This window comes from Gillisella vitis, from assembly GCF_021559775.1.
GTDB classification, from domain to species: domain Bacteria; phylum Pseudomonadota; class Alphaproteobacteria; order Rhizobiales; family Rhizobiaceae; genus Allorhizobium; species Allorhizobium ampelinum.
The window spans coordinates 1080397-1104212 of sequence record NZ_CP056047.1; the positions used below are offsets into that span (position 1 = coordinate 1080397).

Sequence of the window (23816 nt, forward strand, 5' to 3'; positions counted from 1 at the left end):
AAAGGACTAGTAAAATGGCTGATCTCGCTAAGATCGTAGAAGACCTCTCCTCTTTGACCGTTCTGGAAGCTGCTGAGCTTTCCAAGCTGCTCGAAGAAAAGTGGGGCGTATCTGCAGCTGCTCCTGTGGCTGTTGCTGCTGCCGGCGGTGGTGCTGCCGCCGTTGTTGAAGAAGAAAAGACTGAATTCGACGTTATCCTGACGGATGCCGGCGCAAACAAGATCAACGTCATCAAGGAAGTTCGTGCGATCACAGGCCTCGGCCTGAAGGAAGCCAAGGACCTCGTTGAAGGCGCTCCGAAGGCTGTCAAGGAAGCCGTTTCCAAGGCTGAAGCTGCAGACCTGAAGAAGAAGCTTGAAGACGCTGGCGCCAAGGTTGACGTCAAGTAATTCATACTTTCGGCTCCGGCGAGGGTGCAAACTCTCTCCGGAGCCGTTCTCCTGACGGAAATTATTACCCAAAAGCCGGTAAAACGGCTTTTGGGTAATGGGTTCTCAAGAGGATGGTTCCGATCAGGCGCTCAAGGCAAACCGGCCTTTCCGCCTGAACTGGAACGAGATTGATGATCCATGATTGACGGAGCCGCCTGGCCAGCGGTGTTCGTCTGTTGCAGGCCCGGGTGCAAACTGACAAGGAGCGACGATGGCTCAGACCCTTTCCTTTAACGGTCGCAGGCGCGTACGCAAGTTTTTCGGAAAAATTCCAGAAGTCGCAGAAATGCCGAACCTCATCGAGGTTCAGAAGGCATCCTACGATCAGTTCCTCATGGTTGACGAGCCCGAAGGTGGTCGTCCCGACGAGGGACTTCAAACCGTTTTCAAGTCCGTCTTCCCTATCACCGATTTTTCCGGTGCCTCGATGTTGGAATTCGTGTCCTACGAATTCGAGCCGCCGAAGTTCGACGTCGATGAATGCCGCCAGCGCGACCTGACCTATGCGGCACCGCTCAAGGTTACTTTGCGCCTGATCGTGTTCGATATTGATGAAGATACGGGCGCCCGCTCGATCAAGGACATCAAGGAGCAGTCGGTCTACATGGGCGACATGCCTTTGATGACCAATAACGGTACGTTTATCGTCAACGGCACCGAGCGCGTTATCGTGTCGCAGATGCACCGTTCGCCGGGCGTGTTCTTCGACCACGACAAGGGTAAGAGCCATTCCTCCGGCAAGCTGTTGTTTGCCGCCCGCGTCATTCCTTATCGTGGTTCCTGGCTCGACATCGAATTCGACGCCAAGGACATCGTCCATGCCCGTATCGACCGCCGCCGCAAGATCCCCGTGACCTCGCTGCTGATGGCGCTGGGCATGGACGGCGAAGAAATTCTCTCGACCTTCTATTCGAAGTCCGACTATAAGCGCGATGGCAAGGGCTGGCGCGTGCCGTTCCAGGCGGAAACGCTGAAGGGCTCCAAGACCCTCGTAGACATGGTCGATGCCGATAGCGGCGAAGTCGTTGTCGAAGCCGGCAAGAAGCTCACCCCGCGTCTTCTGCGCCAGTTGCAGGACAAGGGTCTGAAAGCGCTGAAGGCGACTGACGAGGACCTCTACGGAAATTATCTGGCCGAAGATATCGTCAATTTCGCAACCGGTGAGATCTATCTCGAAGCTGGTGACGAAATCGACGAAAAGACCCTGCCGATCATTCTTGATGCGGGCTTTGAAGAGATCCCGGTTCTGGGCATCGATCATATCAATGTAGGCGCCTATATCCGCAACACGCTGGCTGCCGATAAGAATGAAAACCGCCAGGATGCGCTGTTCGACATTTACCGCGTCATGCGTCCGGGTGAGCCGCCAACCATGGATTCGGCAGAAGCCATGTTCAACTCGCTGTTCTTCGACAGTGAGCGCTATGACCTGTCGGCTGTTGGCCGCGTCAAGATGAACATGCGTCTCGATCTCGAAGTAGCCGACACCGTGCGCGTTCTGCGCAAGGAAGACATCCTGGCCGTGGTCAAGATGCTGGTTGAATTGCGCGACGGCAAGGGCGAAATCGACGATATCGACAACCTCGGCAACCGCCGTGTTCGTTCCGTCGGTGAATTGATGGAGAACCAGTATCGCCTGGGTCTGCTGCGCATGGAGCGCGCCATCAAGGAACGCATGTCGTCGATCGAAATCGATACTGTCATGCCGCAGGATCTGATCAACGCCAAGCCTGCCGCTGCTGCTGTGCGTGAGTTCTTTGGCTCGTCCCAGCTCAGCCAGTTCATGGACCAGGTCAATCCGCTGTCGGAAATCACCCACAAGCGCCGTCTTTCGGCTCTTGGACCGGGTGGTCTGACCCGCGAGCGCGCCGGCTTTGAAGTGCGCGACGTGCATCCGACCCATTACGGCCGTATCTGCCCGATTGAGACGCCTGAAGGTCCGAATATCGGTCTGATCAACTCGCTTGCCACGTTTGCCCGGGTCAACAAATACGGCTTCATCGAAAGCCCGTATCGTAAGATCATCGACGGCGTGGTGACCAAGGACGTGATCTACCTCTCCGCCATGGAAGAGGCCAAGTATTACGTCGCCCAGGCCAATGCCGAGCTGAACGCTGAAGGCAAATTCGTCGAGGAATTCGTCGTTTGCCGTCATGCTGGGGAAGTGATGCTGTCGCCGCGCGACACCATCAACCTGATGGACGTTTCGCCGAAGCAGCTCGTGTCCGTTGCCGCCGCTCTTATTCCGTTCCTGGAAAACGACGACGCCAACCGCGCGCTGATGGGCTCCAACATGCAGCGTCAGGCTGTGCCTCTGCTGCGCGCGGAAGCCCCGTTTGTCGGCACCGGCATGGAGCCGATCGTTGCCCGTGACTCCGGTGCGGCTATCGGCGCCCGTCGTGGCGGCGTGGTCGACCAGGTGGATGCGACGCGTATCGTTATCCGCGCAACGGAAGATCTCGATGCCGGCAAGTCCGGTGTTGATATCTACCGCCTGCAGAAGTTCCAGCGTTCCAACCAGAATACCTGCGTCAACCAGCGTCCGCTGGTCGCCGTCGGCGATATTCTGAACAAGGGCGATATCATCGCGGACGGTCCGTCGACCGACCTCGGCGACTTGGCGCTTGGCCGTAACGCGCTTGTCGCGTTCATGCCTTGGAACGGCTACAACTATGAGGACTCCATCCTCATGTCGGAGCGTATCGTTTCGGAAGATGTCTTCACCTCGATCCATATCGAGGAATTTGAAGTCATGGCCCGCGATACCAAGCTTGGGCCTGAAGAAATCACCCGCGATATTCCGAACGTCTCGGAAGAAGCGCTGCGCAACCTCGATGAAGCCGGTATCGTCTACATCGGTGCGGAAGTGCAGCCGGGCGATATCCTGGTCGGCAAGATCACTCCGAAGGGCGAGAGCCCGATGACGCCGGAAGAAAAGCTTCTGCGCGCCATCTTCGGTGAAAAGGCCTCTGACGTTCGCGATACCTCGATGCGTATGCCTCCGGGCACGTTCGGGACCATTGTCGAAGTTCGTGTTTTCAACCGCCACGGCGTTGAAAAGGACGAACGCGCCATGGCCATCGAGCGCGAAGAAATCGAACGTCTCGCCAAGGACCGTGATGACGAACAGGCAATCCTGGACCGCAACGTCTATGGTCGTTTGCTCGACACGCTGCGCGGTCAGGTTTCGATTGCCGGTCCGAAGGGTTTCAAGAAGGGCGTCGAACTCAACAACGCCGTCATTTCTGAATATCCACGTTCGCAATGGTGGATGTTTGCCGTTGAAGACGAGAAGGTTCAAAGCGAGCTGGAAGCGCTTCGTGGTCAGTACGACGAATCCAAGTCGCGCCTTGAGCAGCGCTTCATGGACAAGGTCGAAAAGGTCCAGCGCGGCGATGAAATGCCTCCGGGCGTCATGAAGATGGTCAAGGTCTTTGTTGCTGTGAAGCGCAAGATCCAGCCAGGCGACAAGATGGCCGGCCGTCACGGCAACAAGGGCGTCGTGTCGCGCATCGTTCCGGTTGAGGACATGCCGTTCCTGGAAGACGGTACGCATGTCGATATCGTTCTGAACCCGCTGGGCGTGCCGTCGCGTATGAATGTCGGCCAGATTCTTGAAACCCACCTTGCCTGGGCTTGCGCCGGCATGGGTCGCAAGATTGGGCAGATGCTTGAGGATTACCAGAAGCATCTCGACATCACCGAGCTCAGGACCGAACTGGTCGATCTCTACGCCAGTGAATCGCATGACGAAGTCGCCAGATTCGACGACGAATCGCTCCTGCGATTGGCTGATCAGGCCAAGAGCGGACTTTCTATCGCTACACCGGTTTTCGACGGTGCGCATGAAAGCGACGTTTCGGAAATGTTGACCCGCGCCGGTCTGCACACGTCCGGCCAGTCGGTTCTCTATGATGGACGGACGGGTGAAACCTTCGACCGTAAGGTCACCGTTGGTTACATGTACATGATCAAGCTCAATCACTTGGTTGACGACAAGATCCATGCACGCTCCATCGGTCCTTATTCGCTCGTCACCCAGCAGCCTTTGGGCGGCAAGGCACAGTTCGGCGGTCAGCGTTTCGGGGAAATGGAAGTCTGGGCTCTGGAAGCTTACGGCGCTGCCTACACCCTACAGGAAATGCTGACGGTGAAGTCGGACGACGTGGCCGGACGTACCAAGGTCTACGAAGCCATCGTGCGGGGCGACGACACGTTCGAAGCCGGTATTCCAGAGAGCTTCAACGTTCTCGTCAAGGAAATGCGGTCGCTTGGTCTGTCGGTCGAGTTGGAGAATTCCAAACTCGAGACGGCCGATACCGTCAACCCGTTGCCGGACGCTGCGGAATAACAGTGACAGTGGGGCGCGCGCGTTTCGATGCGCGCGCCGTCCTCCGCCAGTTGTAAACATCAACCGGCGTGGGGACTTTTGCCGCATTCAGCGGTTATTGTCGTTTTAAGGCGCGGTGTGGCTTCCCGGGAAGGGCCACATCCGTCGCCAAGCTGAGGGCCCCTGGCCCCACAAGGAGATAGGCATGAACCAAGAGGTCATGAACCTTTTCAACCCGCAGGTCCCTGCGCAGCATTTCGATTCCATCCGGATTTCGATTGCCTCGCCGGAGAAGATCCTGTCCTGGTCGTATGGCGAAATCAAAAAGCCTGAGACCATCAACTACCGCACTTTCAAGCCGGAGCGCGACGGTCTGTTCTGCGCCCGTATCTTTGGTCCGATCAAGGATTACGAGTGCCTGTGCGGCAAGTACAAGCGCATGAAGTACAAGGGCATCATCTGCGAAAAGTGCGGCGTGGAAGTCACCCTGTCGCGCGTTCGCCGTGAGCGCATGGGCCATATTGAGCTGGCCGCTCCGGTTGCCCATATCTGGTTCCTGAAGTCGCTGCCTTCGCGCATTTCGACCCTGCTCGACATGACGTTGAAGGATGTGGAGCGCGTTCTCTACTTCGAAAACTACATCGTGACTGAACCGGGCCTCACCGCTCTGAAGCAGAATCAATTGCTCTCTGAAGAAGAGTATATGATGGCTGTGGACGAATATGGTGAAGACCAGTTCACCGCCATGATCGGTGCGGAAGCCATCTTTGAAATGCTTGCCTCGATGAATCTTGAACGCATCGCCGGCGAATTGCGTCAGGACCTTGCCGACACCACGTCGGACCTGAAGCAGAAGAAGCTGATGAAGCGTCTCAAGATCGTCGAGAACTTCATGGAATCGGGCAATCGGCCTGAATGGATGATCATGAAGGTTGTTCCCGTGATTCCGCCGGACCTGCGTCCGTTGGTTCCGCTGGATGGCGGCCGTTTTGCGACCTCCGACCTGAACGATCTCTATCGTCGCGTCATCAACCGTAACAACCGTTTGAAGCGTTTGATCGAGCTGCGCGCTCCGGGCATCATCATCCGTAACGAAAAGCGCATGTTGCAGGAATCTGTAGACGCGCTGTTCGACAACGGCCGCCGTGGCCGCGTCATCACCGGTGCCAACAAGCGTCCGTTGAAGTCGCTGTCCGACATGCTCAAGGGCAAGCAGGGCCGCTTCCGTCAGAACCTTCTTGGTAAGCGCGTCGACTATTCTGGTCGTTCGGTTATCGTGACCGGTCCAGAACTGAAGCTGCACCAGTGCGGTCTGCCAAAGAAAATGGCGCTCGAACTGTTCAAGCCGTTCATCTACGCCCGCCTCGATGCCAAGGGTTATTCCTCGACCGTCAAGCAGGCCAAGAAGCTGGTTGAAAAGGAAAAGCCGGAAGTTTGGGATATTCTCGACGAGGTTATCCGCGAGCATCCCGTTCTGCTGAACCGTGCACCGACGCTGCACCGTCTGGGTATCCAGGCTTTCGAACCGATTCTGGTTGAAGGCAAGGCCATCCAGTTGCATCCGCTCGTCTGCACGGCCTTCAACGCCGACTTCGACGGCGACCAGATGGCTGTTCACGTGCCGCTTTCGCTGGAAGCCCAGCTGGAAGCCCGCGTGTTGATGATGTCCACCAACAACATTCTGCATCCGGCAAACGGTGCGCCGATTATCGTTCCTTCGCAGGACATGGTTCTCGGTCTCTACTATTTGTCGATCATGAACCAGAATGAGCCGGGCGAAGGCATGGTCTTCTCCGACATCGGTGAATTGCATCACGCCCTTGAAAACAAGGTGGTGACGCTGCACTCCAAGATCCGTGGTCGTTTCAAGACCGTGGATGCGGAAGGCAAGCCAGTTTCGAAGATTTTCGAAACCACACCGGGCCGTATGCTGATTGGCGAACTTCTGCCGAAGAACGTCAACGTGCCGTTCGACACCTGCAATCAGGAAATGACCAAGAAGAACATCTCCAAGATGATCGACACGGTCTACCGTCATTGCGGCCAGAAGGACACGGTGATTTTCTGCGACCGGATCATGCAGCTTGGCTTCCGCCACGCCTGTAAGGCTGGCATTTCCTTCGGTAAGGATGACATGGTCATTCCGGACTCCAAGGTGAAGATCGTTGGCGACACCGAATCCTTGGTGAAGGAATACGAACAGCAGTATAACGACGGTCTGATCACCCAGGGTGAGAAGTACAACAAGGTCGTTGACGCCTGGGGTAAGGCGACTGAAAAGGTTGCGGAAGACATGATGGCCCGCATTAAGGCTGTTGAGTTCGATCCGGAAACTGGCCGCCAAAAGCCGATGAACGCGATTTACATGATGTCTCACTCCGGTGCGCGTGGTTCTCCGAACCAGATGCGTCAGCTGGGTGGTATGCGTGGTCTTATGGCCAAGCCATCGGGCGAAATCATTGAAACACCGATCATTTCGAACTTTAAGGAAGGTCTGACCGTTAACGAGTACTTCAACTCGACCCACGGTGCCCGTAAGGGTCTTGCAGACACGGCCTTGAAGACCGCGAACTCGGGTTACCTGACCCGTCGTCTGGTTGACGTAGCCCAAGATTGCATCGTTAATCTGGTCGATTGCGGTACCGACAAGGGCCTGACCATGACGGCGATTGTTGACGCCGGTCAGGTTGTGGCTTCGATTGGTGTGCGTGTTCTCGGTCGTACGGCGCTGGACGATATCGATCATCCGGTCACGGGTGAGCGGATCGTTGACGCTGGTCGCATGATCCTTGAAGCCGATGTCATCGAAATCGAGAAGGCTGGTATTCAGTCGATCCGTATTCGTTCGGCTCTGACCTGTGAAGTTCAGACCGGCGTATGCTCGATCTGCTACGGTCGCGACCTTGCCCGTGGTACACCTGTGAACATGGGTGAAGCTGTGGGTGTTATCGCCGCACAGTCCATCGGTGAGCCAGGTACCCAGCTGACCATGCGTACGTTCCACTTGGGTGGTACGGCCAACGTGGTTGACCAATCGTTCCTGGAAGCCTCCTATGAAGGGACTATCCAGATCAAGAACCGCAACATGCTGCGCAACTCTGACGGCATTTATGTCGCCATGGGCCGTAGCATCGCGGTGACGATCCTGGACGAACGCGGTGTTGAGCGCTCCTCGCAGCGTGTTGCCTATGGTTCCAAGTTGTTTGTCGACGATGGCGACAAGGTCAAGCGCGGTCAGCGTCTGGCTGAGTGGGACCCATACACACGCCCGATGATGACCGAAGTGGAAGGTGTCGTTCATTTTGAGGATCTGGTCGACGGTATCTCCGTTCTGGAAGCTACCGACGAATCCACTGGTATCACCAAGCGTCAGGTTATCGACTGGCGTTCGACGCCGCGTGGCGCCGATCTGAAGCCGGCAATTGTCATCAAGGACACTCAGGGCAATGTGCTCAAGGTTCCGCGTGGTGGTGAAGCCCGGTTCCAGCTGTCGGTCGATGCAATCCTGTCGGTTGAACCCGGCCAGCGCGTCTCCCAGGGTGACGTTCTTGCTCGTTCGCCAATGGAAAGCGCCAAGACCAAGGACATCACCGGTGGTCTGCCGCGTGTTGCCGAATTGTTCGAAGCCCGTCGTCCGAAGGATCACGCCATCATCGCTGAAATCGATGGTACGATCCGGCTGGGCCGCGACTACAAGAACAAGCGTCGCGTTATCATCGAGCCGGCGGAAGACGGTGTCGAGCCTGTCGAATACCTGATCCCGAAGGGCAAGCCCTTCCATCTTCAGGAAGGCGACTATATCGAAAAGGGTGACTATATCCTCGACGGTAATCCGGCTCCGCACGATATTCTGGCGATCAAGGGTGTCGAGGCGCTGGCAAGCTACCTGGTCAACGAAATCCAGGAAGTCTATCGCTTGCAGGGCGTTGTGATCAACGACAAGCACATCGAGGTGATTGTTCGCCAGATGCTGCAGAAGGTCGAAATCACCGACAGCGGCGACAGCCAGTATATCGTTGGCGACAATGTCGACCGTATCGAGCTGGACGAAGCCAACGAACGTCTGGTTGAAGAAGGCAAGAAGCCGGCCTTTGGCGATCCGGTATTGCTCGGTATCACCAAGGCCTCGCTGCAGACGCCGTCCTTCATCTCGGCTGCGTCCTTCCAGGAAACCACCAAGGTTCTCACGGAAGCGGCAATTGCCGGCAAGACCGATACACTGCAAGGCCTGAAGGAAAACGTCATCGTCGGTCGTCTGATCCCGGCCGGTACCGGTGGTACCATGACCCAGATCCGCCGTATCGCCACCTCGCGTGACGACCTCATTCTCGAGGAACGTCGCAAGGGAACCGGTGCGGATCTCGCAACCCCGATGCTGCGCGACATGGCAGGCGAGGGCGCTCCTGCCGCCGAATAATCGGTGCAGCAATCGAAATAAAAAAAAGCCGTCCGGAGCGATCCGGGCGGCTTTTCCGTTTTATGATGTTGTCTAGCGAAGGTCGGAGTTTGTTTGAGCTTATCAGTGGGAAACGTAATCCGGTGCTTGGCTCAATGAGAACCATACAGATCTAAGGAAGCAGGGGCAGGGCGGCGCCATGCTCATAGCCTAGCCGCTGGCTTGCCTCATCCAGGTTTAACCAGAAGAAGGAAAAACGCACCTGAGCACCACCGCCGTGAGGTGTTGTTTCGCTGTGAAACCAGCTCTGCGGATAGAGAGAGCGAAGCAAAGGCAGGTGGAAAAAATGGCGCTTGTGGTGGATGGAAACTCCATCTCGAACATCCCGATAACAGACAGAAGTCAGAAAGCGGGGAGGCGAGGGACAGGCAAAGCCCGTCTCCTCTTCGAATTCACGACAAGCCGCAGCGCTGGGGCTTTCACCGTGTTCAACGGTGCCACCTGGCACCTGCGGTAGAATATGTGGAAAATCCGGCTCATCGAAGACCAAGAGCCGGTCGCGGTCGGCTGCATAGACAAGGACCTTTTCAATGACATGTCCTGTCATTCATGGCTCACTCAGTTGAAGCGGATGATCGCCACTTCACCTTCGAGTGCGCCCTGATAGGCCGAGGCATGCGGCTCGTCGGAAGGGGGCTCGGTTACCATGCCGATCTGGTCCAGGTCGGCTTCCAGAAAGCCTTCCTCGGCCAGTGCATTCAAAGCCTCGCGCACGGCGGAATCGTCATCGGGTGCGCTCAGCAGAATATGCAGGTCAATGCCTTCGGTGCCCGTTTCTTCATAGGCCTTGGCAATGATGATGAAGACCATCGGTCCGTCCGAATTATTGTCATTGTCAGGGGTCGAAATCATCAGTCGGTCCTTATGACGGGTCGCCTTTCTTCTGGCTCGAGACAGGCGAGCCGCCAGGTGACCGCGATAGCAACGGTTAGAAAGTCTTGTAGCCGGGAATCGTTTCGGCACAATAACCTAATCGATAATTTCATCGTTATAGAGCCATCCGCCGTCGTCAAGCTGAAGGCTGGATGCAAATCCCAAAACACCCAGCTTCATGTGCAAAACCCGCCGTTTGGCAGGCATGAAAACGATTCTTCTATCGCAGGCTGAAAATCGGCATCCTCAAGCCCGGAATTGGCCGATGACAATTGCATAATCGACCGAAACCCGTCATAACCGCAAATAGGCCGGGACCAAAGCGGCCACAGGGCTTTGGAGAGCTATTAATTTTGCGCCATGGCTTGACGGAACGGGGTGAAAACAGTAGTACGCCCCGCATCGGAGCCAATGCACGGTTATGATTTTCAGGACATATTGTTCTGAAGTTTGCCCCAGGCTTAGGATCCAAACGCACTTTGAAGACATGAATGCTGCACGCATGACGCAGTCGCATGCGTCCTCTGCTTTTTGTGGTCCATCCGGAAGTCCGGATCGGGCCACATTCGCGCATGGCGAAAATTGTGCGAGCGCCGCCGGAAACGGCACAAACGGGCCTGAAAAGGCTCAAGTGACAAGAATTATAAGGGATGGTTCTATGCCTACCGTAAATCAGCTGATCCGCAAGCCGCGTCAGGCGCAGGTAAAGCGCAACAAGGTTCCTGCCTTGCAGGAAAATCCACAGAAGCGCGGCGTTTGCACCCGCGTTTATACCACGACCCCGAAGAAGCCGAACTCGGCTCTGCGTAAGGTTGCTAAGATCCGTTTGACCAATGGCTTCGAAGTCATCGGCTACATTCCGGGTGAAGGCCACAACCTGCAGGAACACTCTGTCGTCATGATCCGTGGCGGCCGTGTGAAGGACTTGCCGGGCGTTCGTTACCACATCATCCGTGGTGTTCTCGATACCCAGGGTGTCAAGAACCGTAAGCAGCGCCGTTCCAAGTATGGTGCAAAGCGTCCGAAGTAAGTTGGAAGCCTTCTTTGAAATTCAGCGCTGCGCGAGGTTCTCCGCGTGATAAAGCGTTCTAACCGTTGAGAGACGAAGTAAAATGTCCCGTCGCCATAAAGCAGAAAAGCGTGAGATCAACCCGGACCCAAAGTTCGGTGATCTGGTCGTCACCAAGTTCATGAACGCCATCATGTTGCACGGCAAGAAGTCCGTTGCTGAAAGCATCGTCTACGGTGCCTTCGATGTCGTTGAAGCCAAGTCCAAGGCAGAGCCGATCGCAATCTTCCATCAGGCGCTTGAAAATGTCGCCCCGCATGTTGAAGTTCGCTCGCGCCGCGTTGGTGGTGCAACATACCAGGTCCCCGTCGACGTCCGTCCGGAGCGCCGTCAGGCGCTCGCCATTCGCTGGCTGATCATCGCCGCCCGCAAGCGCAACGAGACCACCATGGTCGATCGTTTGTCAGGCGAATTGCTTGATGCGTCCAACAATCGCGGCAGCGCTGTCAAGAAGCGTGAAGACACGCACAAGATGGCCGACGCCAACCGCGCCTTCTCGCATTACCGCTGGTAATCTTAGACGATCGAATATCGAAAGGCAGTCCACTATGGCTCGCGAATATAAAATCGAAGACTACCGCAATTTCGGGATCATGGCGCATATCGACGCCGGCAAGACCACGACGACTGAGCGGATTCTCTACTACACCGGCAAGTCGCACAAGATCGGCGAAGTTCATGATGGCGCGGCCACGATGGACTGGATGGAGCAGGAGCAGGAGCGTGGTATCACCATCACCTCTGCTGCGACCACGACCTACTGGAAGGGTCGCGATGGCAAGATGCGCCGCTTCAACATCATCGACACCCCCGGCCACGTTGACTTCACGATTGAAGTAGAACGTTCGCTTCGGGTTCTCGACGGCGCTATCGCGCTCCTCGATGCCAACGCAGGCGTTGAGCCGCAGACGGAAACTGTTTGGCGTCAGGCTGAAAAGTACAACGTTCCGCGGATGATCTTCTGCAACAAGATGGACAAGACCGGCGCTGACTTCTACCGTTCGGTAGAAATGATCAAGACCCGTCTCGGTGCCACCGCTGTTGTTATGCAGCTGCCAATCGGCGCTGAGACAGAATTCAAGGGCGTTGTTGACCTGATCGAGATGAACGCTCTCGTTTGGCGCGACGAATCGCTGGGCGCGGCCTGGGACGTTACGGAAATCCCTGATGACCTGAAGGATAAGGCTGTTGAATATCGCGAAAAGCTGATCGAGACCGTTGTCGAGATCGACGAACAGGCGATGGAAGACTACCTGAACGGCATCATGCCCGATAATGACAAGATCCGCGCTCTCGTTCGTCAGGGCACGATTGAAGTCAAGTTCCATCCGATGTTCTGCGGTACTGCCTTCAAGAACAAGGGCGTTCAGCCTTTGCTCGACGCTGTCTGTGAGTATCTTCCTTCTCCGCTCGATATTCCTGCCATCAAGGGTATCGACGTCAAGACGGATGCTGAAATCGAACGTCATCCTGATGACGCCGAGCCTTTGTCGATGCTGGCGTTCAAGATCATGAACGACCCCTTCGTCGGTTCGCTGACATTCTGCCGTATCTACTCCGGCAAGCTCGAGAAGGGCGCGTCGGTCATGAATACGGTCAAGGAAAAGCGCGAACGCGTTGGCCGTATGCTCCAGATGCATTCCAACAGCCGTGAAGACATCGAAGAAGCCTTTGCAGGCGACATCGTTGCCCTGGCTGGCCTGAAGGAAAGCACCACGGGCGATACGCTCTGCGATCCCCTGAACCAGGTTATCCTGGAGCGCATGGAGTTCCCCGAGCCGGTCATTCAGATCGCCATCGAGCCGAAGACCAAGGGCGACCAGGAAAAGATGGGCCTCGCGCTCAACCGTCTTGCTGCTGAGGATCCGTCCTTCCGCGTCAAGACCGACCAGGAATCTGGCCAGACGATCATCGCCGGCATGGGTGAACTTCACCTCGACATCATCGTCGACCGTATGCGTCGTGAGTTCAAGGTAGAAGCAACTGTCGGCGCGCCGCAGGTTGCCTATCGCGAAACCATTACGCGTCAGCACGAAGAAGACTACACTCACAAGAAGCAGTCTGGTGGTACGGGCCAGTTCGCTCGCGTCAAGATCATCTTCGAACCCAATCCTGAGGGTGATGAGTTCAAGTTCGATTCGAAGATCGTCGGTGGCTCTGTTCCCAAGGAATACATCCCTGGCGTTCAGAAGGGCATCGAAAGCGTTCTGTCGTCCGGCCCGCTGGCTGGCTTCCCGATGCTCGGCGTCAAGGCGACGCTCATCGACGGTGCTTACCACGATGTCGACTCGTCGGTTCTGGCCTTCGAAATCGCCTCGCGTGCTTGCTTCCGTGAAGCGGCCAAGAAGGCTGGTGCTCAGCTGCTTGAGCCGATGATGAAGGTGGAAGTGGTTACGCCAGAAGATTACGTCGGTGACGTGATCGGCGACCTGAACTCCCGCCGTGGTCAGATCCAGGGCCAGGAAAGCCGTGGTATCGCCGTTGTCATCAACGCGCATGTGCCGCTGGCCAACATGTTCAAATACGTCGACAACCTGCGCTCCATGAGCCAGGGTCGCGCTCAGTACTCGATGGTGTTCGATCACTATTCGCCCGTTCCGAGCAATGTCGCTGCCGAAATTCAGGCAAAGTACTCCGGTCAGAAATGATCGGGGTAACCCGCCGGAACTGATAACAGGAATTTCCCCCTTCATGGGGATGAGATAATGGAGAGCCGAAAATGGCAAAGAGTAAGTTTGAGCGCAACAAGCCGCACGTTAACATCGGCACGATCGGCCACGTTGACCACGGCAAGACGTCGCTGACGGCAGCAATTACGAAGTATTTCGGTGAATACAAGGCGTATGACCAGATCGACGCTGCTCCGGAAGAAAAGGCCCGCGGGATCACCATTTCGACGGCGCACGTCGAATATGAAACGCCTGCCCGTCACTACGCTCACGTTGACTGCCCCGGCCACGCCGACTACGTCAAGAACATGATCACCGGTGCAGCGCAGATGGACGGCGCGATCCTGGTTTGCTCGGCAGCTGACGGCCCGATGCCGCAGACCCGCGAACACATTCTTCTGGCTCGCCAGGTTGGCGTTCCCGCCATCGTCGTGTTCCTGAACAAGGTTGACCAGGTTGACGACGAAGAGCTTCTGGAGCTGGTCGAACTGGAAGTGCGCGAACTTCTGTCGTCCTACGACTTCCCGGGCGACGATATTCCGATTGTCAAGGGTTCGGCTCTGGCTGCTCTGGAAGACAGCAACAAGAAGATTGGCGAAGACGCGATCCGCGAACTGATGGCGGCAGTTGACTCCTACATTCCGACGCCTGAGCGCCCGATCGACCAGCCGTTCCTGATGCCAATCGAAGACGTGTTCTCGATCTCTGGCCGTGGTACGGTTGTGACGGGTCGCGTTGAGCGTGGTATCGTCAAGGTTGGCGAAGAAGTCGAAATCGTCGGCATCCGCGCCACCTCGAAGACGACCGTTACCGGCGTTGAAATGTTCCGCAAGCTGCTCGATCAGGGTCAGGCTGGCGACAACATTGGTGCCCTGGTTCGTGGCGTACAGCGCGATGGCGTTGAGCGCGGTCAGATCCTGTGCAAGCCCGGCTCTGTCAAGCCACACAAGAAGTTCATGGCAGAAGCCTACATCCTGACGAAGGAAGAAGGCGGCCGTCATACACCGTTCTTCACCAACTACCGTCCGCAGTTCTACTTCCGCACGACGGACGTTACCGGTATTGTTTCCCTGCCGGAAGGCACGGAAATGGTTATGCCTGGTGACAACGTCACGGTTCAGGTTGAACTGATCGTTCCGATCGCCATGGAAGAAAAGCTGCGCTTCGCGATCCGCGAAGGTGGCCGTACCGTCGGCGCCGGCATCGTCGCTTCGATCATCGAATAAGACGTCTTCATACAGACGAAGAAGCGCGGCATTCGATGCCGCGCTTCTTTATTTCCGGGAATCAGTTGACGAATTGACGGGGACGTTGTATGCCCCCGCCACGAACAAGGAAGAGCGGCGTATCGCCCCTCTTTCCTCTGGCTCTGCTAAGTTTCGCGACCCGATCTTGGGTTGCACTGGTAGGGCCCCTGATGCAGTAAGGTGACATGGACGTCGAACCGTCCTTGTGATTTTTGACAATACGGGGCCGGCCAGAAATTGGTAATTCACTGTCTTTGCGTGAGCGGGGACGTTTAAGAAAAACGAATAAGGACACGTCGAATGAACGGCCAGAATATCCGTATCCGCCTGAAGGCGTTTGATCACCGGGTTCTCGATGCCTCTACGCGGGAGATCGTTTCTACCGCCAAGCGCACCGGTGCAAGCGTCCGCGGCCCGGTTCCGCTTCCGACCCGTATTGAAAAATTCACCGTCAACCGTTCGCCTCACGTCGACAAGAAGAGCCGCGAACAGTTTGAAATGCGCACGCATAAGCGTCTGCTGGACATCGTTGATCCGACTCCGCAGACCGTCGATGCTTTGATGAAGCTCGACCTGGCTGCTGGCGTAGACGTCGAAATCAAGCTTTAAAAACCAATTCCGGCGAGAGCCGAAATAACAAGGAAGGTACGTGGCAAGACCTGCCAACGACTTCTCGAAACGGGAAACCTGAAAGTCTGGAAGGACTGGAATGGAATCCTTAAACAAAGAGGCGGGCAAGGGCCGTAGGGCCCTTGTTTTACTCTCAAGAGGAATGAACCGATGCGTTCAGGTGTGATTGCACAGAAAGTGGGAATGACCCGGGTCTATAATGACGCCGGCGAGCATGTCCCGGTAACAGTACTACGCTTGGATAATTGCCAGGTCCTGGCTCAGCGGACTGTCGATAAGCACGGCTACACTGCCGTTCAGCTCGGCGCCGGTCAGGCCAAGGTCAAGAATACATCCAAGGCAATGCGCGGCAATTTTGCCGCTGCAAACGTCGAGCCCAAGGCTAAGCTCGTCGAATTTCGCGTTTCCGAAGACAACCTCATGGATGTCGGCTCCGAGCTGAAGGCTGGTCATTTTGAAGCCGGCCAGTTGGTTGACGTGACCGGTACCACGATCGGTAAGGGTTTTGCCGGTGCCATGAAGCGCCACAATTTCGGTGGTCTTCGTGCAACCCACGGCGTGTCCGTCTCGCACCGTTCACACGGCTCGACCGGTTCCAACCAGGATCCGGGCAAGGTCTGGAAGGGCAAGCGTATGGCCGGTCACATGGGTCAGACCCGCGTCACCACCCAGAATCTGGAAGTCGTTTCGACCGATGAAGATCGTGGCCTTATCCTGGTGAAGGGCGCTGTGCCCGGTTCCAAGGGTTCCTGGATCATCGTGCGCGACGCCGTCAAGTCGGCAGCGAAGTAAGGGAGCCAAACCATGGAACTCAACGTCAAAACCCTCGAGGGGACGGATGCCGGTACGGTTTCCCTGTCCGACGCCATTTTCGGCCTCGAACCCCGTCAAGATATCATTGCTCGCATGGTTCGTTGGCAGCTTGCCAAGAAACAGCAGGGCACACACAAGACCAAGACCCGTGCCGAAGTATCGCGCACCGGTGCCAAGATGTACAAGCAGAAGGGTACGGGCCGCGCTCGTCACCATTCGGCTCGCGCTCCGCAGTTCCGCGGCGGCGGCAAGGCCCACGGCCCAGTCGTTCGCAGCCACGAGCATGATCTTCCTAAGAAGGTTCGTGCGCTCGCTCTGCGTCACGCTCTGTCTGCCAAGTTCAAGGCTGACGAACTGATCATCGTCGATCAGCTTGTTGCTGCCGATGCCAAGACCAAGGCCGCCGTTGGCGTGTTCGAAGCTCTGGGGCTGAAGAATGCGCTGGTGATCGGTGGCGTCGAACTCGACGTCAATTTCAAGCTCGCTGCCGCGAACATCCCTAATATCGATGTTCTGCCGGTTCAGGGCATCAACGTTTATGACATTCTGCGTCGCGGTAAGCTCGTGCTTTCCAAGGCTGCGGTTGAAGCTCTGGAGGAGCGGTTCAAATGACTGATCTTCGCCACTACGACGTGATCGTATCTCCATCGATCACTGAAAAGTCCACGCTGGTTTCCGATTTTAACCAGGTGGTCTTCAACGTCGCCCGGACTGCTTCCAAGCCTGAAATCAAGGCTGCCGTCGAAGCACTGTTCGGTGTCAAGGTCACAGCTGTGAATACGCTGCTCCGCAAGGGCAAGACTAAGCGTTTCCGCGGCTTCGCCGGTAAGCAGAAGGATGTGAAGAAGGCGATCGTTACGCTCGCCGAGGGTCAGTCCATCGACGTCTCCACCGGTCTCTGAGGAACAGAAAAATGGCATTGAAAAATTTCAATCCGACAACCCCGAGCCAGCGTCAGCTGGTCATCGTTGACCGGTCGGGCCTTTACAAGGGCAAGCCTGTCAAGTCGCTGACCGAGGGTCTGTCTTCGAAGGGCGGTCGCAACAATCTCGGTCGCATCACCGTTCGCTTTCAGGGCGGCGGTCACAAGCGCACCTATCGTCTGGTGGACTTCAAGCGTCGCAAGTTTGACGTAGAAGGCACTGTCGAGCGTCTGGAATACGACCCCAACCGTACAGCGTTTATTGCGCTGATCACCTATGCCGATGGCGAGCAGGCCTATATCCTGGCTCCGCAGCGTTTGGCAGCCGGTGACAAGGTGATCGCATCGGACAAGGCTGTCGACGTCAAGCCCGGCAACGCTATGCCGCTGCAATACGTCCCGGTTGGCTCTATCGTTCACAATGTCGAGCTGAAGCCCGGCAAGGGTGGTCAGGTTGCCCGTTCCGCTGGTGCTTACGTTCAGCTGGTCGGCCGCGATGCCGGCATGGCTATCCTGCGCCTCAGCTCGGGCGAACAGCGCCTGGTGCATGGCACTTGCCTTGCAACGGTCGGCGCCGTGTCGAACTCCGACCACGGCAACATCAATGACGGCAAGGCTGGTCGTTCGCGTTGGCGCGGTAAGCGCCCGCACGTTCGAGGTGTCGTCATGAACCCAGTCGACCACCCGCACGGCGGTGGTGAAGGCCGCACCTCCGGTGGCCGTCATCCGGTTTCCCCTTGGGGTAAGCCGACCAAGGGCAAGCGTACGCGGTCGAACAAGTCCACGGACAAGTTCATCATGCGTTCCCGCCACCAGAAGAAGAAGTAAGAGAGGTAGTCAGAGATGGCTCGTTCAGTATGGAAAGGCCCCTTCGTTGACGGCTACCTTCTTAAGAAGGCGGAAAAAGTTCGCGAGAGCGGTCGTAGTGAAGTGATCAAGATGTGGACCCGTCGGTCGACGATCTTGCCCCAGTTTGTCGGTTTGACGTTCGGCGTCTATAACGGCAGCAAGCATATCCCGGTCAGCGTCAACGAAGACATGGTTGGCCATAAATTCGGTGAATTCGCTCCGACCCGGACCTATTACGGTCACGGTGCGGACAAGAAAGCGAAGAGGAAGTAACGATGGGCAAGGCAAAAGCCGAACGCCGGCTGAAGGATAACGAGGCGCAGGCCGTTGCGCGCACGCTCCGCGTCAGCCCTCAGAAGCTCAACCTGGTTGCAGCTTTGATCCGTGGCAAGAAGGTTGACCGCGCTCTGGCCGACCTGACATTCTCGCGCAAGCGCATTGCAGATACAGTGAAGAAGACACTGGAATCAGCTATTGCAAACGCTGAGAACAATCACGACCTCGACGTCGATCAGTTGATCGTCGCCGAAGCCTATGTTGGTAAATCGATCACCATGAAGCGTTTCCACGCTCGTGGCCGTGGCCGCGCATCGCGCATTGAAAAGCCATTCTCGCATCTGACGATTGTCGTGCGCGAAGTCGAAGCCAAAGGGGAGGCCGCATAATGGGTCAGAAAATCAATCCAATCGGTTTCCGCCTGGGCATTAACAGGACCTGGGATAGCCGTTGGTTCGCCGACAACGCTGAATACGGCAAGCTTCTTCATGAAGACCTGAAGATCCGCGCCTATTTGATGGATGAGCTGAAGCAGGCCGGTATCGCCAAGGTGGTTATCGAGCGTCCGCACAAGAAGTGCCGCGTCACGATCCACTCGGCTCGTCCGGGCCTGATCATCGGCAAGAAGGGTGCAGACATCGAAAAGCTTCGTAAGAAGCTTTCCGAAATGACCAATTCCGAAACGCACCTCAACATTGTTGAAGTGCGCAAGCCGGAAGTCGATGCAACGCTGGTCGCTCAGTCGATCGCCCAGCAGCTCGAGCGCCGTATCGCGTTCCGTCGTGCCATGAAGCGCGCCGTACAGTCCGCCATGCGTCTGGGTGCCGAAGGCATCAAGATCACCTGCGCTGGCCGTCTCGGTGGTGCCGAAATCGCTCGTACGGAATGGTACCGCGAAGGTCGCGTGCCGCTTCATACGCTGCGTGCCGATATCGATTACGGTGTAGCGGAAGCTACAACCGCTTATGGTATTTGCGGCATCAAGGTCTGGATCTTCAAGGGCGAAATCCTTGAGCATGATCCAATGGCCTCCGAGCGCCGGGCGCTGGAAAGCGACGCCCAAGGCGGCAACAACAACAACCGTCGTCGCGAGAACGCCTGATTAGGCGCGCCCGGAGAAAAGTTCGGAGAATAGATAAATGTTGCAGCCAAAGCGTACCAAGTACCGCAAGCAGTTCAAGGGACGCATCAAGGGCGTTGCCAAGGGCGGTTTCGACCTGGCGTTCGGTGAATTCGGCCTGAAGGCTCTTGAGCCCAACCGCGTTAATGCACGTGAGATCGAAGCGGCTCGCCGCGCGATCACCCGCTACATGAAGCGCGCAGGTCGTGTTTGGATCCGGGTATTCCCCGATGTGCCGGTAACGGCAAAGCCTACCGAAGTCCGTATGGGTAAGGGTAAGGGCTCTGTTGAATACTGGGCATGCAAGGTCAAGCCCGGCCGTATGATGTTCGAGATCGACGGTGTGTCCGAGGAAATCGCCCGCGAGGCGCTGCGTCTCGGCTCGGCCAAGCTCTCGGTGAAAACGCGCTTCGTACAGCGCATTGCAGAGTAAGGATCAAGCCATGAAAGCCGCAGATGCACGCGCCATGAGCGCTGATCAGTTGAAGGATGAGTTGGGCAACCTGAAGAAAGAGCAGTTTAACCTGCGCTTCCAGAAGGCAACTGGCCAGCTTGAAAAGTCCTCGCGCATCAACGAGGTCCGCAAGGACATCGCCCGCGTGAAAACCATTGCCCGCCAGAAGGCGGCAGAAGCCAAGGCCTAAAGGACCAGAAGAACAATGCCGAAACGCATTCTGCAGGGCGTCGTGGTCAGCGACAAGAACGAGAAGACCGTTGTAGTTCGGGTTGAGCGTCGATTCGCTCACCCGCTGCTTCAGAAGACCGTTCGTCGCTCGAAGAAATACAAGGCTCACGACGAGAGCAATCAGTATAAGATTGGTGACGTGGTTTCCATTGAGGAATGCGCACCGATTTCCAAGGATAAGTGCTGGACGGTCGTTTCCGCCCAGGCTTAATTTGCAGAGAAATGGGGGAGGCCACTTGCGCCTTTCCCAAAAATCTGTAGAAGCACCGCAACGGCGCAAGAACGCTCCATCGAGAGCGTTCTTTTGCTTTGAGCGCAGGGAAGGTCCTTTTTAAGGAAACCACCTTGGCAAGATCCTCCTCCGCTCGAAAAGACATAAAGATCCATAAGCCGGAATAGGGGGCATCGCCCAACCGTTCCGGTATAACGAGAAGGCGACCTGACATGATTCAGATGCAGACTAACCTCGACGTTGCCGATAATTCCGGCGCGCGTCGTGTCATGTGCATCAAAGTGCTGGGCGGTTCTAAGCGCAAATACGCTTCGGTCGGCGACATTATCGTCGTTTCGATCAAGGAAGCTATTCCGCGCGGCCGCGTGAAAAAGGGTGATGTGATGAAGGCCGTGGTGGTTCGCACCGCCAAGGACATCCGTCGCGCCGACGGCAGCGTCATCCGCTTCGATAACAACGCAGCCGTTCTTATCGACAACAAGAAAGAGCCAATCGGCAGCCGTATCTTCGGACCGGTTCCGCGCGAACTTCGCGCTAAGAACCACATGAAGATCATCTCGCTGGCTCCTGAAGTTCTTTAAGGGGAGCGATTGACGATGCAAAAGATTCGTAAGGGCGACAAGGTCGTCGTACTCACCGGTAAGGACAAGGGTCGTTCTGGTGAAGTCATTCAAGTGATGCCGAAGGAAGACCGTGCGGTCGTTCAGGGGATCAACGTCGTAAAGCGCCACCAGCGCCAGACGCAGACCCAGGAAGCCGGTATCATCAACAAGGAAGCCTCTGTGCACCTTTCCAACCTTGCTATTGCAGACAAGGACGGTAAGCCGACTCGCGTTGGTTTCTCCGTTGTCGATGGCAAGAAGGTTCGCGTTGCCAAGCGTTCGGGGGAAGTGATCGATGGCTGAGACCAAGTATGAGCCACGGCTCAAGGCAGAATATGTAAGCCGCATTCGTCAGGCGCTTCGGGAACAGTTTTCCTACGCCAACGAAATGCAGATCCCGAAGCTTGACAAGATCGTCATCAACATGGGCGTGGGCGAGGCAACTGCCGATTCCAAGAAGCCCACGGTTGCTGCTGCGGATCTGGCCGCGATTGCTGGTCAGAAGCCGGTCATCACCCGGGCTCGTAACTCTATCGCTGGTTTCAAGGTCCGCGAAGACATGCCGATTGGCGCAAAGGTTACCCTGCGCGGCGCTCGCATGTATGAGTTCATGGACCGTCTGATCAACATCGCGCTTCCGCGCGTTCGCGACTTCCGGGGCTTGAACCCGAAGAGCTTTGACGGCCGTGGCAACTTCGCCATGGGCATCAAGGAACACATTGTGTTCCCAGAGATCAACTACGATAAGGTTGATCAGATGTGGGGCATGGACATCATCGTTTGCACGACGGCTCCAACGGATGACGAAGCACGGGCTCTTCTAAAAGAGTTCAACTTCCCCTTCCGTCAATAACCGTAACGACGAGCGTAGAAGAGGAACTTCAATATGGCGAAGACAAGCGCAGTTGAAAAGAACAAGCGCCGCCGCAAGACAGTTGCCCAGCAATCCGCCAAGCGCGCTGAGCTGAAGGCAATCATCATGAACCAGTCCCTGTCGATCGAGGACCGTTTCAAGGCAACCCTGAAGCTGGCAGAAATGCCGCGTGATGGCTCCAAGACCCGCATCCGTAACCGTTGCGAAGTCACCGGTCGTCCGCGTGCATTTTATCGCAAGCTCAAGATGTCGCGTATCGCACTTCGTGAGCTTGGCAATTCCGGCAAGGTGCCGGGTATTGTAAAGTCGAGCTGGTAAGGAGACGGGCAAATGACGATGACTGATCCGTTGGGCGATATGCTCACCCGTATCCGGAATGGTGCTGCCCGCCGTAAGGCTTCGGTGGTTACTCCGGCTTCCAAGCTGCGTGCGCGCGTTCTGGATGTTCTTCAGGCTGAAGGCTACATTCGTGGCTATTCTGAAATCGACCATGGTAACGGCAAGGCCGAGATCACGATCGAACTGAAATATTATGAAGGCGCGTCGGTGATCCGTGAGATCGGCCGCGTGTCCAAGCCGGGCCGCCGAGTCTATGTCTCGGTTAAGTCCATTCCGCAGGTCGCGAACGGCCTCGGCATTACCATCCTTTCGACTCCGAAGGGCGTAATGGCCGATCACCAGGCTCGCGAACAGAATGTTGGTGGCGAGGTTCTCTGCTCTGTCTTCTAAGACAGCGCAGAGATCTCCCTAGCGAACAGACAGGATAATCACATGTCTCGTATCGGTAAAAAGCCCGTTCAGGTTCCTGCAGGGATCACGGCCTCGGTTGATGGCCAGAAAGTAACTGCCAAGGGCCCGAAGGGCGAACTCTTCTTCGTCGCAAATGACGAAATCTCGGTTGCGCTTGAGGACAATGCAATTGTCGTCAAGCCAGTCAACGACTCCAAGGATGCGCGTTCAAAGTGGGGCATGTCCCGTACGATGATCGAAAACATCCTGAAGGGTGTCAAGGACGGCTACGAGCGCAAGCTCGAAATCAACGGCGTTGGTTACCGCGCATCTTTGCAGGGCAAGAACCTGCAACTGGCGCTCGGTTTTTCCCACGACGTTGTGTATGAGCCGCCGCAGGGCATCACTATCGCCGTTCCGAAGCCGACGGAAATCGTGGTTTCCGGGATCAACAAGCAGCAGGTCGGTCAGGTCGCTGCCGAGATCCGCGAATATCGCGGCCCCGAGCCCTATAAGGGCAAGGGCGTCAAGTATGCCGAAGAGCGGATCGTCCGCAAAGAAGGCAAGAAGAAGTAAGGAACGCGCGAAATGGCAAGCAGAAAAGAAGCACTTGTACGTCGTGCCAACCGCGTACGGCGTCAGATCAAGGCGGTGGCCAATGGCCGTCCGCGTCTGTCGGTACATCGCTCTTCGAAGAACATCTACGTCCAGGTTATCGACGACGTGGCCGGCCGTACGTTGGCTGCCGCATCGACGCTGGACGGCAGCCTGCGCTCTTCGCTGAAGACCGGCGCCGACACGGCAGCAGCCGCTGCTGTTGGCAAGCTGGTCGCCGAGCGTGCTGTTGCCGCTGGTGTGAAGGAAGTCGTGTTCGATCGCGGCGCCTTCATCTATCATGGCCGCATCAAGGCACTGGCAGAAGCCGCCCGCGAAGGTGGTCTGTCGTTCTAAGGAATAGCCGCCCGGATGCGCTTGTATCCGGGCGGTTTCGCGGCTTTGCCGCATAGAC

At 56.6% G+C, this 23816-nt stretch carries 27 protein-coding genes; 25 read left to right on the top strand and 2 right to left on the bottom strand.

Features of this window, described 5'->3' with window-relative positions:
• Positions 1 to 14: 14 nt before the first annotated feature.
• From rplL to rpoC, 3 genes are all read left to right on the top strand, one after another.
• Positions 15 to 389 (top strand): 50S ribosomal protein L7/L12, encoded by a 375-nt coding sequence (rplL, locus tag AVCG78_RS05005; RefSeq protein ID WP_015915730.1) that lies wholly within the window; start codon positions 15 to 17, stop codon positions 387 to 389.
• A gap of 253 nt (positions 390 to 642) precedes the next feature.
• Entirely contained in the window at positions 643 to 4782 is a 4140-nt protein-coding gene (gene rpoB, locus AVCG78_RS05010; protein ID WP_015915731.1) for a DNA-directed RNA polymerase subunit beta, read from the top strand.
• Positions 4783 to 4966: 184 nt separating this feature from the next.
• A complete protein-coding gene (gene rpoC / locus AVCG78_RS05015; protein WP_060715708.1) occupies positions 4967 to 9178 on the top strand; it encodes a DNA-directed RNA polymerase subunit beta' in 4212 nt (1403 codons plus the stop codon).
• A 151-nt stretch (positions 9179 to 9329) separates the two neighbouring features.
• Here rpoC and AVCG78_RS05020 read toward each other — a convergent pair whose 3' ends face one another.
• A complete protein-coding gene (locus AVCG78_RS05020; protein WP_071204434.1) occupies positions 9330 to 9764 on the bottom strand; it encodes an NUDIX hydrolase in 435 nt (144 codons plus the stop codon).
• 11 nt (positions 9765 to 9775) lie between these two features.
• Positions 9776 to 10069 (bottom strand): hypothetical protein, encoded by a 294-nt coding sequence (locus AVCG78_RS05025; protein WP_015915734.1) that lies wholly within the window; start codon positions 10067 to 10069, stop codon positions 9776 to 9778.
• 679 nt (positions 10070 to 10748) lie between these two features.
• Between AVCG78_RS05025 and rpsL the strand changes: the two genes are divergently transcribed.
• The 22 genes from rpsL (at position 10749) to rplR (ending at position 23758) form a co-directional block, all read left to right on the top strand.
• Entirely contained in the window at positions 10749 to 11120 is a 372-nt protein-coding gene (rpsL, locus tag AVCG78_RS05030; protein ID WP_003507760.1) for a 30S ribosomal protein S12, read from the top strand.
• 82 nt (positions 11121 to 11202) lie between these two features.
• Positions 11203 to 11673, top strand: coding sequence for a 30S ribosomal protein S7 (rpsG, locus tag AVCG78_RS05035; RefSeq protein ID WP_015915736.1), 471 nt, complete (start codon positions 11203 to 11205; stop codon positions 11671 to 11673).
• Positions 11674 to 11707: 34 nt separating this feature from the next.
• Positions 11708 to 13807 carry an elongation factor G gene (gene fusA / locus AVCG78_RS05040; RefSeq protein ID WP_071204435.1) on the top strand — a complete coding sequence of 700 codons (2100 nt, stop codon included), beginning with the start codon at positions 11708 to 11710 and terminating at the stop codon, positions 13805 to 13807.
• A 71-nt stretch (positions 13808 to 13878) separates the two neighbouring features.
• Positions 13879 to 15054 (top strand): elongation factor Tu, encoded by a 1176-nt coding sequence (gene tuf / locus AVCG78_RS05045; protein WP_015915721.1) that lies wholly within the window; start codon positions 13879 to 13881, stop codon positions 15052 to 15054.
• A 321-nt stretch (positions 15055 to 15375) separates the two neighbouring features.
• Complete coding sequence (rpsJ, locus tag AVCG78_RS05050; protein WP_006728688.1) at positions 15376 to 15684, top strand: 30S ribosomal protein S10; 309 nt, start codon at positions 15376 to 15378, stop codon at positions 15682 to 15684.
• Between the two features lie 171 nt (positions 15685 to 15855).
• Positions 15856 to 16497, top strand: coding sequence for a 50S ribosomal protein L3 (gene rplC, locus AVCG78_RS05055; RefSeq protein ID WP_015915738.1), 642 nt, complete (start codon positions 15856 to 15858; stop codon positions 16495 to 16497).
• A 12-nt stretch (positions 16498 to 16509) separates the two neighbouring features.
• On the top strand, positions 16510 to 17130 hold the full coding sequence (gene rplD, locus AVCG78_RS05060) for a 50S ribosomal protein L4 (RefSeq protein ID WP_015915739.1): 621 nt from the start codon (positions 16510 to 16512) through the stop codon (positions 17128 to 17130).
• Positions 17127 to 17420 (top strand): 50S ribosomal protein L23, encoded by a 294-nt coding sequence (locus AVCG78_RS05065; RefSeq protein WP_015915740.1) that lies wholly within the window; start codon positions 17127 to 17129, stop codon positions 17418 to 17420. Before rplD ends, AVCG78_RS05065 begins: the two co-directional genes overlap by 4 nt.
• Positions 17421 to 17431: 11 nt before the next feature.
• Entirely contained in the window at positions 17432 to 18268 is an 837-nt protein-coding gene (gene rplB / locus AVCG78_RS05070; protein WP_015915741.1) for a 50S ribosomal protein L2, read from the top strand.
• 15 nt (positions 18269 to 18283) lie between these two features.
• Positions 18284 to 18562, top strand: a complete 279-nt coding sequence (gene rpsS / locus AVCG78_RS05075) for a 30S ribosomal protein S19 (RefSeq protein ID WP_015915742.1) — start codon at positions 18284 to 18286, stop codon at positions 18560 to 18562.
• 2 nt (positions 18563 to 18564) lie between these two features.
• The gene (gene rplV, locus AVCG78_RS05080; RefSeq protein ID WP_015915743.1) at positions 18565 to 18954 is read left to right on the top strand and encodes a 50S ribosomal protein L22; all 390 of its coding nucleotides are present in this window, start codon (positions 18565 to 18567) and stop codon (positions 18952 to 18954) included.
• A complete protein-coding gene (gene rpsC / locus AVCG78_RS05085) occupies positions 18954 to 19667 on the top strand; it encodes a 30S ribosomal protein S3 (protein WP_041696471.1) in 714 nt (237 codons plus the stop codon). Before rplV ends, rpsC begins: the two co-directional genes overlap by 1 nt.
• Positions 19668 to 19704: 37 nt before the next feature.
• On the top strand, positions 19705 to 20118 hold the full coding sequence (gene rplP / locus AVCG78_RS05090; protein WP_015915745.1) for a 50S ribosomal protein L16: 414 nt from the start codon (positions 19705 to 19707) through the stop codon (positions 20116 to 20118).
• A gap of 10 nt (positions 20119 to 20128) precedes the next feature.
• Positions 20129 to 20329: a 50S ribosomal protein L29 gene (gene rpmC / locus AVCG78_RS05095; protein ID WP_015915746.1), complete on the top strand. Its 201-nt coding sequence runs from the start codon at positions 20129 to 20131 to the stop codon at positions 20327 to 20329.
• Between the two features lie 15 nt (positions 20330 to 20344).
• The gene (rpsQ, locus tag AVCG78_RS05100) at positions 20345 to 20581 is read left to right on the top strand and encodes a 30S ribosomal protein S17 (protein ID WP_015915747.1); all 237 of its coding nucleotides are present in this window, start codon (positions 20345 to 20347) and stop codon (positions 20579 to 20581) included.
• Positions 20582 to 20814: 233 nt separating this feature from the next.
• Entirely contained in the window at positions 20815 to 21183 is a 369-nt protein-coding gene (gene rplN, locus AVCG78_RS05105; RefSeq protein ID WP_015915748.1) for a 50S ribosomal protein L14, read from the top strand.
• Between the two features lie 15 nt (positions 21184 to 21198).
• Positions 21199 to 21507 carry a 50S ribosomal protein L24 gene (rplX, locus tag AVCG78_RS05110; protein ID WP_015915749.1) on the top strand — a complete coding sequence of 103 codons (309 nt, stop codon included), beginning with the start codon at positions 21199 to 21201 and terminating at the stop codon, positions 21505 to 21507.
• Positions 21500 to 22057, top strand: coding sequence for a 50S ribosomal protein L5 (gene rplE / locus AVCG78_RS05115; protein ID WP_015915750.1), 558 nt, complete (start codon positions 21500 to 21502; stop codon positions 22055 to 22057). Before rplX ends, rplE begins: the two co-directional genes overlap by 8 nt.
• Positions 22058 to 22090: 33 nt before the next feature.
• Positions 22091 to 22396: a 30S ribosomal protein S14 gene (gene rpsN, locus AVCG78_RS05120; RefSeq protein ID WP_015915751.1), complete on the top strand. Its 306-nt coding sequence runs from the start codon at positions 22091 to 22093 to the stop codon at positions 22394 to 22396.
• Positions 22397 to 22408: 12 nt separating this feature from the next.
• Positions 22409 to 22807: a 30S ribosomal protein S8 gene (rpsH, locus tag AVCG78_RS05125; protein WP_015915752.1), complete on the top strand. Its 399-nt coding sequence runs from the start codon at positions 22409 to 22411 to the stop codon at positions 22805 to 22807.
• Positions 22808 to 22849: 42 nt separating this feature from the next.
• Complete coding sequence (rplF, locus tag AVCG78_RS05130; RefSeq protein WP_015915753.1) at positions 22850 to 23383, top strand: 50S ribosomal protein L6; 534 nt, start codon at positions 22850 to 22852, stop codon at positions 23381 to 23383.
• Positions 23384 to 23395: 12 nt separating this feature from the next.
• On the top strand, positions 23396 to 23758 hold the full coding sequence (gene rplR, locus AVCG78_RS05135) for a 50S ribosomal protein L18 (protein WP_015915754.1): 363 nt from the start codon (positions 23396 to 23398) through the stop codon (positions 23756 to 23758).
• The last annotated feature ends 58 nt before the right edge of the window (positions 23759 to 23816 follow it).

Bases quoted from the DNA above. Each gene is read 5' to 3' on its own strand.
- rplP (WP_015915745.1), top strand. From the start codon at position 19,705: ATGTTGCAGCCAAAGCGTACCAAGTACCGCAAGCAGTTCAAGGGACGC.
- rpoB (WP_015915731.1), top strand. From the start codon at position 643: ATGGCTCAGACCCTTTCCTTTAACGGTCGCAGGCGCGTACGCAAGTTT.
- tuf (WP_015915721.1), top strand. From the start codon at position 13,879: ATGGCAAAGAGTAAGTTTGAGCGCAACAAGCCGCACGTTAACATCGGC.
- AVCG78_RS05020 (WP_071204434.1), bottom strand. From the start codon at position 9,764: ATGACAGGACATGTCATTGAAAAGGTCCTTGTCTATGCAGCCGACCGC.
- rplC (WP_015915738.1), top strand. From the start codon at position 15,856: ATGCGTTCAGGTGTGATTGCACAGAAAGTGGGAATGACCCGGGTCTAT.
- rpsS (WP_015915742.1), top strand. From the start codon at position 18,284: ATGGCTCGTTCAGTATGGAAAGGCCCCTTCGTTGACGGCTACCTTCTT.
- fusA (WP_071204435.1), top strand. From the start codon at position 11,708: ATGGCTCGCGAATATAAAATCGAAGACTACCGCAATTTCGGGATCATG.
- AVCG78_RS05025 (WP_015915734.1), bottom strand. From the start codon at position 10,069: ATGATTTCGACCCCTGACAATGACAATAATTCGGACGGACCGATGGTC.
- rplX (WP_015915749.1), top strand. From the start codon at position 21,199: ATGCAAAAGATTCGTAAGGGCGACAAGGTCGTCGTACTCACCGGTAAG.
- rplD (WP_015915739.1), top strand. From the start codon at position 16,510: ATGGAACTCAACGTCAAAACCCTCGAGGGGACGGATGCCGGTACGGTT.
- rplE (WP_015915750.1), top strand. From the start codon at position 21,500: ATGGCTGAGACCAAGTATGAGCCACGGCTCAAGGCAGAATATGTAAGC.
- rpsG (WP_015915736.1), top strand. From the start codon at position 11,203: ATGTCCCGTCGCCATAAAGCAGAAAAGCGTGAGATCAACCCGGACCCA.
- rpsL (WP_003507760.1), top strand. From the start codon at position 10,749: ATGCCTACCGTAAATCAGCTGATCCGCAAGCCGCGTCAGGCGCAGGTA.
- rpsC (WP_041696471.1), top strand. From the start codon at position 18,954: ATGGGTCAGAAAATCAATCCAATCGGTTTCCGCCTGGGCATTAACAGG.
- rplR (WP_015915754.1), top strand. From the start codon at position 23,396: ATGGCAAGCAGAAAAGAAGCACTTGTACGTCGTGCCAACCGCGTACGG.
- AVCG78_RS05065 (WP_015915740.1), top strand. From the start codon at position 17,127: ATGACTGATCTTCGCCACTACGACGTGATCGTATCTCCATCGATCACT.
- rpsQ (WP_015915747.1), top strand. From the start codon at position 20,345: ATGCCGAAACGCATTCTGCAGGGCGTCGTGGTCAGCGACAAGAACGAG.
- rplB (WP_015915741.1), top strand. From the start codon at position 17,432: ATGGCATTGAAAAATTTCAATCCGACAACCCCGAGCCAGCGTCAGCTG.
- rplN (WP_015915748.1), top strand. From the start codon at position 20,815: ATGATTCAGATGCAGACTAACCTCGACGTTGCCGATAATTCCGGCGCG.
- rplL (WP_015915730.1), top strand. From the start codon at position 15: ATGGCTGATCTCGCTAAGATCGTAGAAGACCTCTCCTCTTTGACCGTT.
- rpsJ (WP_006728688.1), top strand. From the start codon at position 15,376: ATGAACGGCCAGAATATCCGTATCCGCCTGAAGGCGTTTGATCACCGG.
- rplF (WP_015915753.1), top strand. From the start codon at position 22,850: ATGTCTCGTATCGGTAAAAAGCCCGTTCAGGTTCCTGCAGGGATCACG.
- rpmC (WP_015915746.1), top strand. From the start codon at position 20,129: ATGAAAGCCGCAGATGCACGCGCCATGAGCGCTGATCAGTTGAAGGAT.
- rpoC (WP_060715708.1), top strand. From the start codon at position 4,967: ATGAACCAAGAGGTCATGAACCTTTTCAACCCGCAGGTCCCTGCGCAG.
- rpsH (WP_015915752.1), top strand. From the start codon at position 22,409: ATGACGATGACTGATCCGTTGGGCGATATGCTCACCCGTATCCGGAAT.
- rpsN (WP_015915751.1), top strand. From the start codon at position 22,091: ATGGCGAAGACAAGCGCAGTTGAAAAGAACAAGCGCCGCCGCAAGACA.
- rplV (WP_015915743.1), top strand. From the start codon at position 18,565: ATGGGCAAGGCAAAAGCCGAACGCCGGCTGAAGGATAACGAGGCGCAG.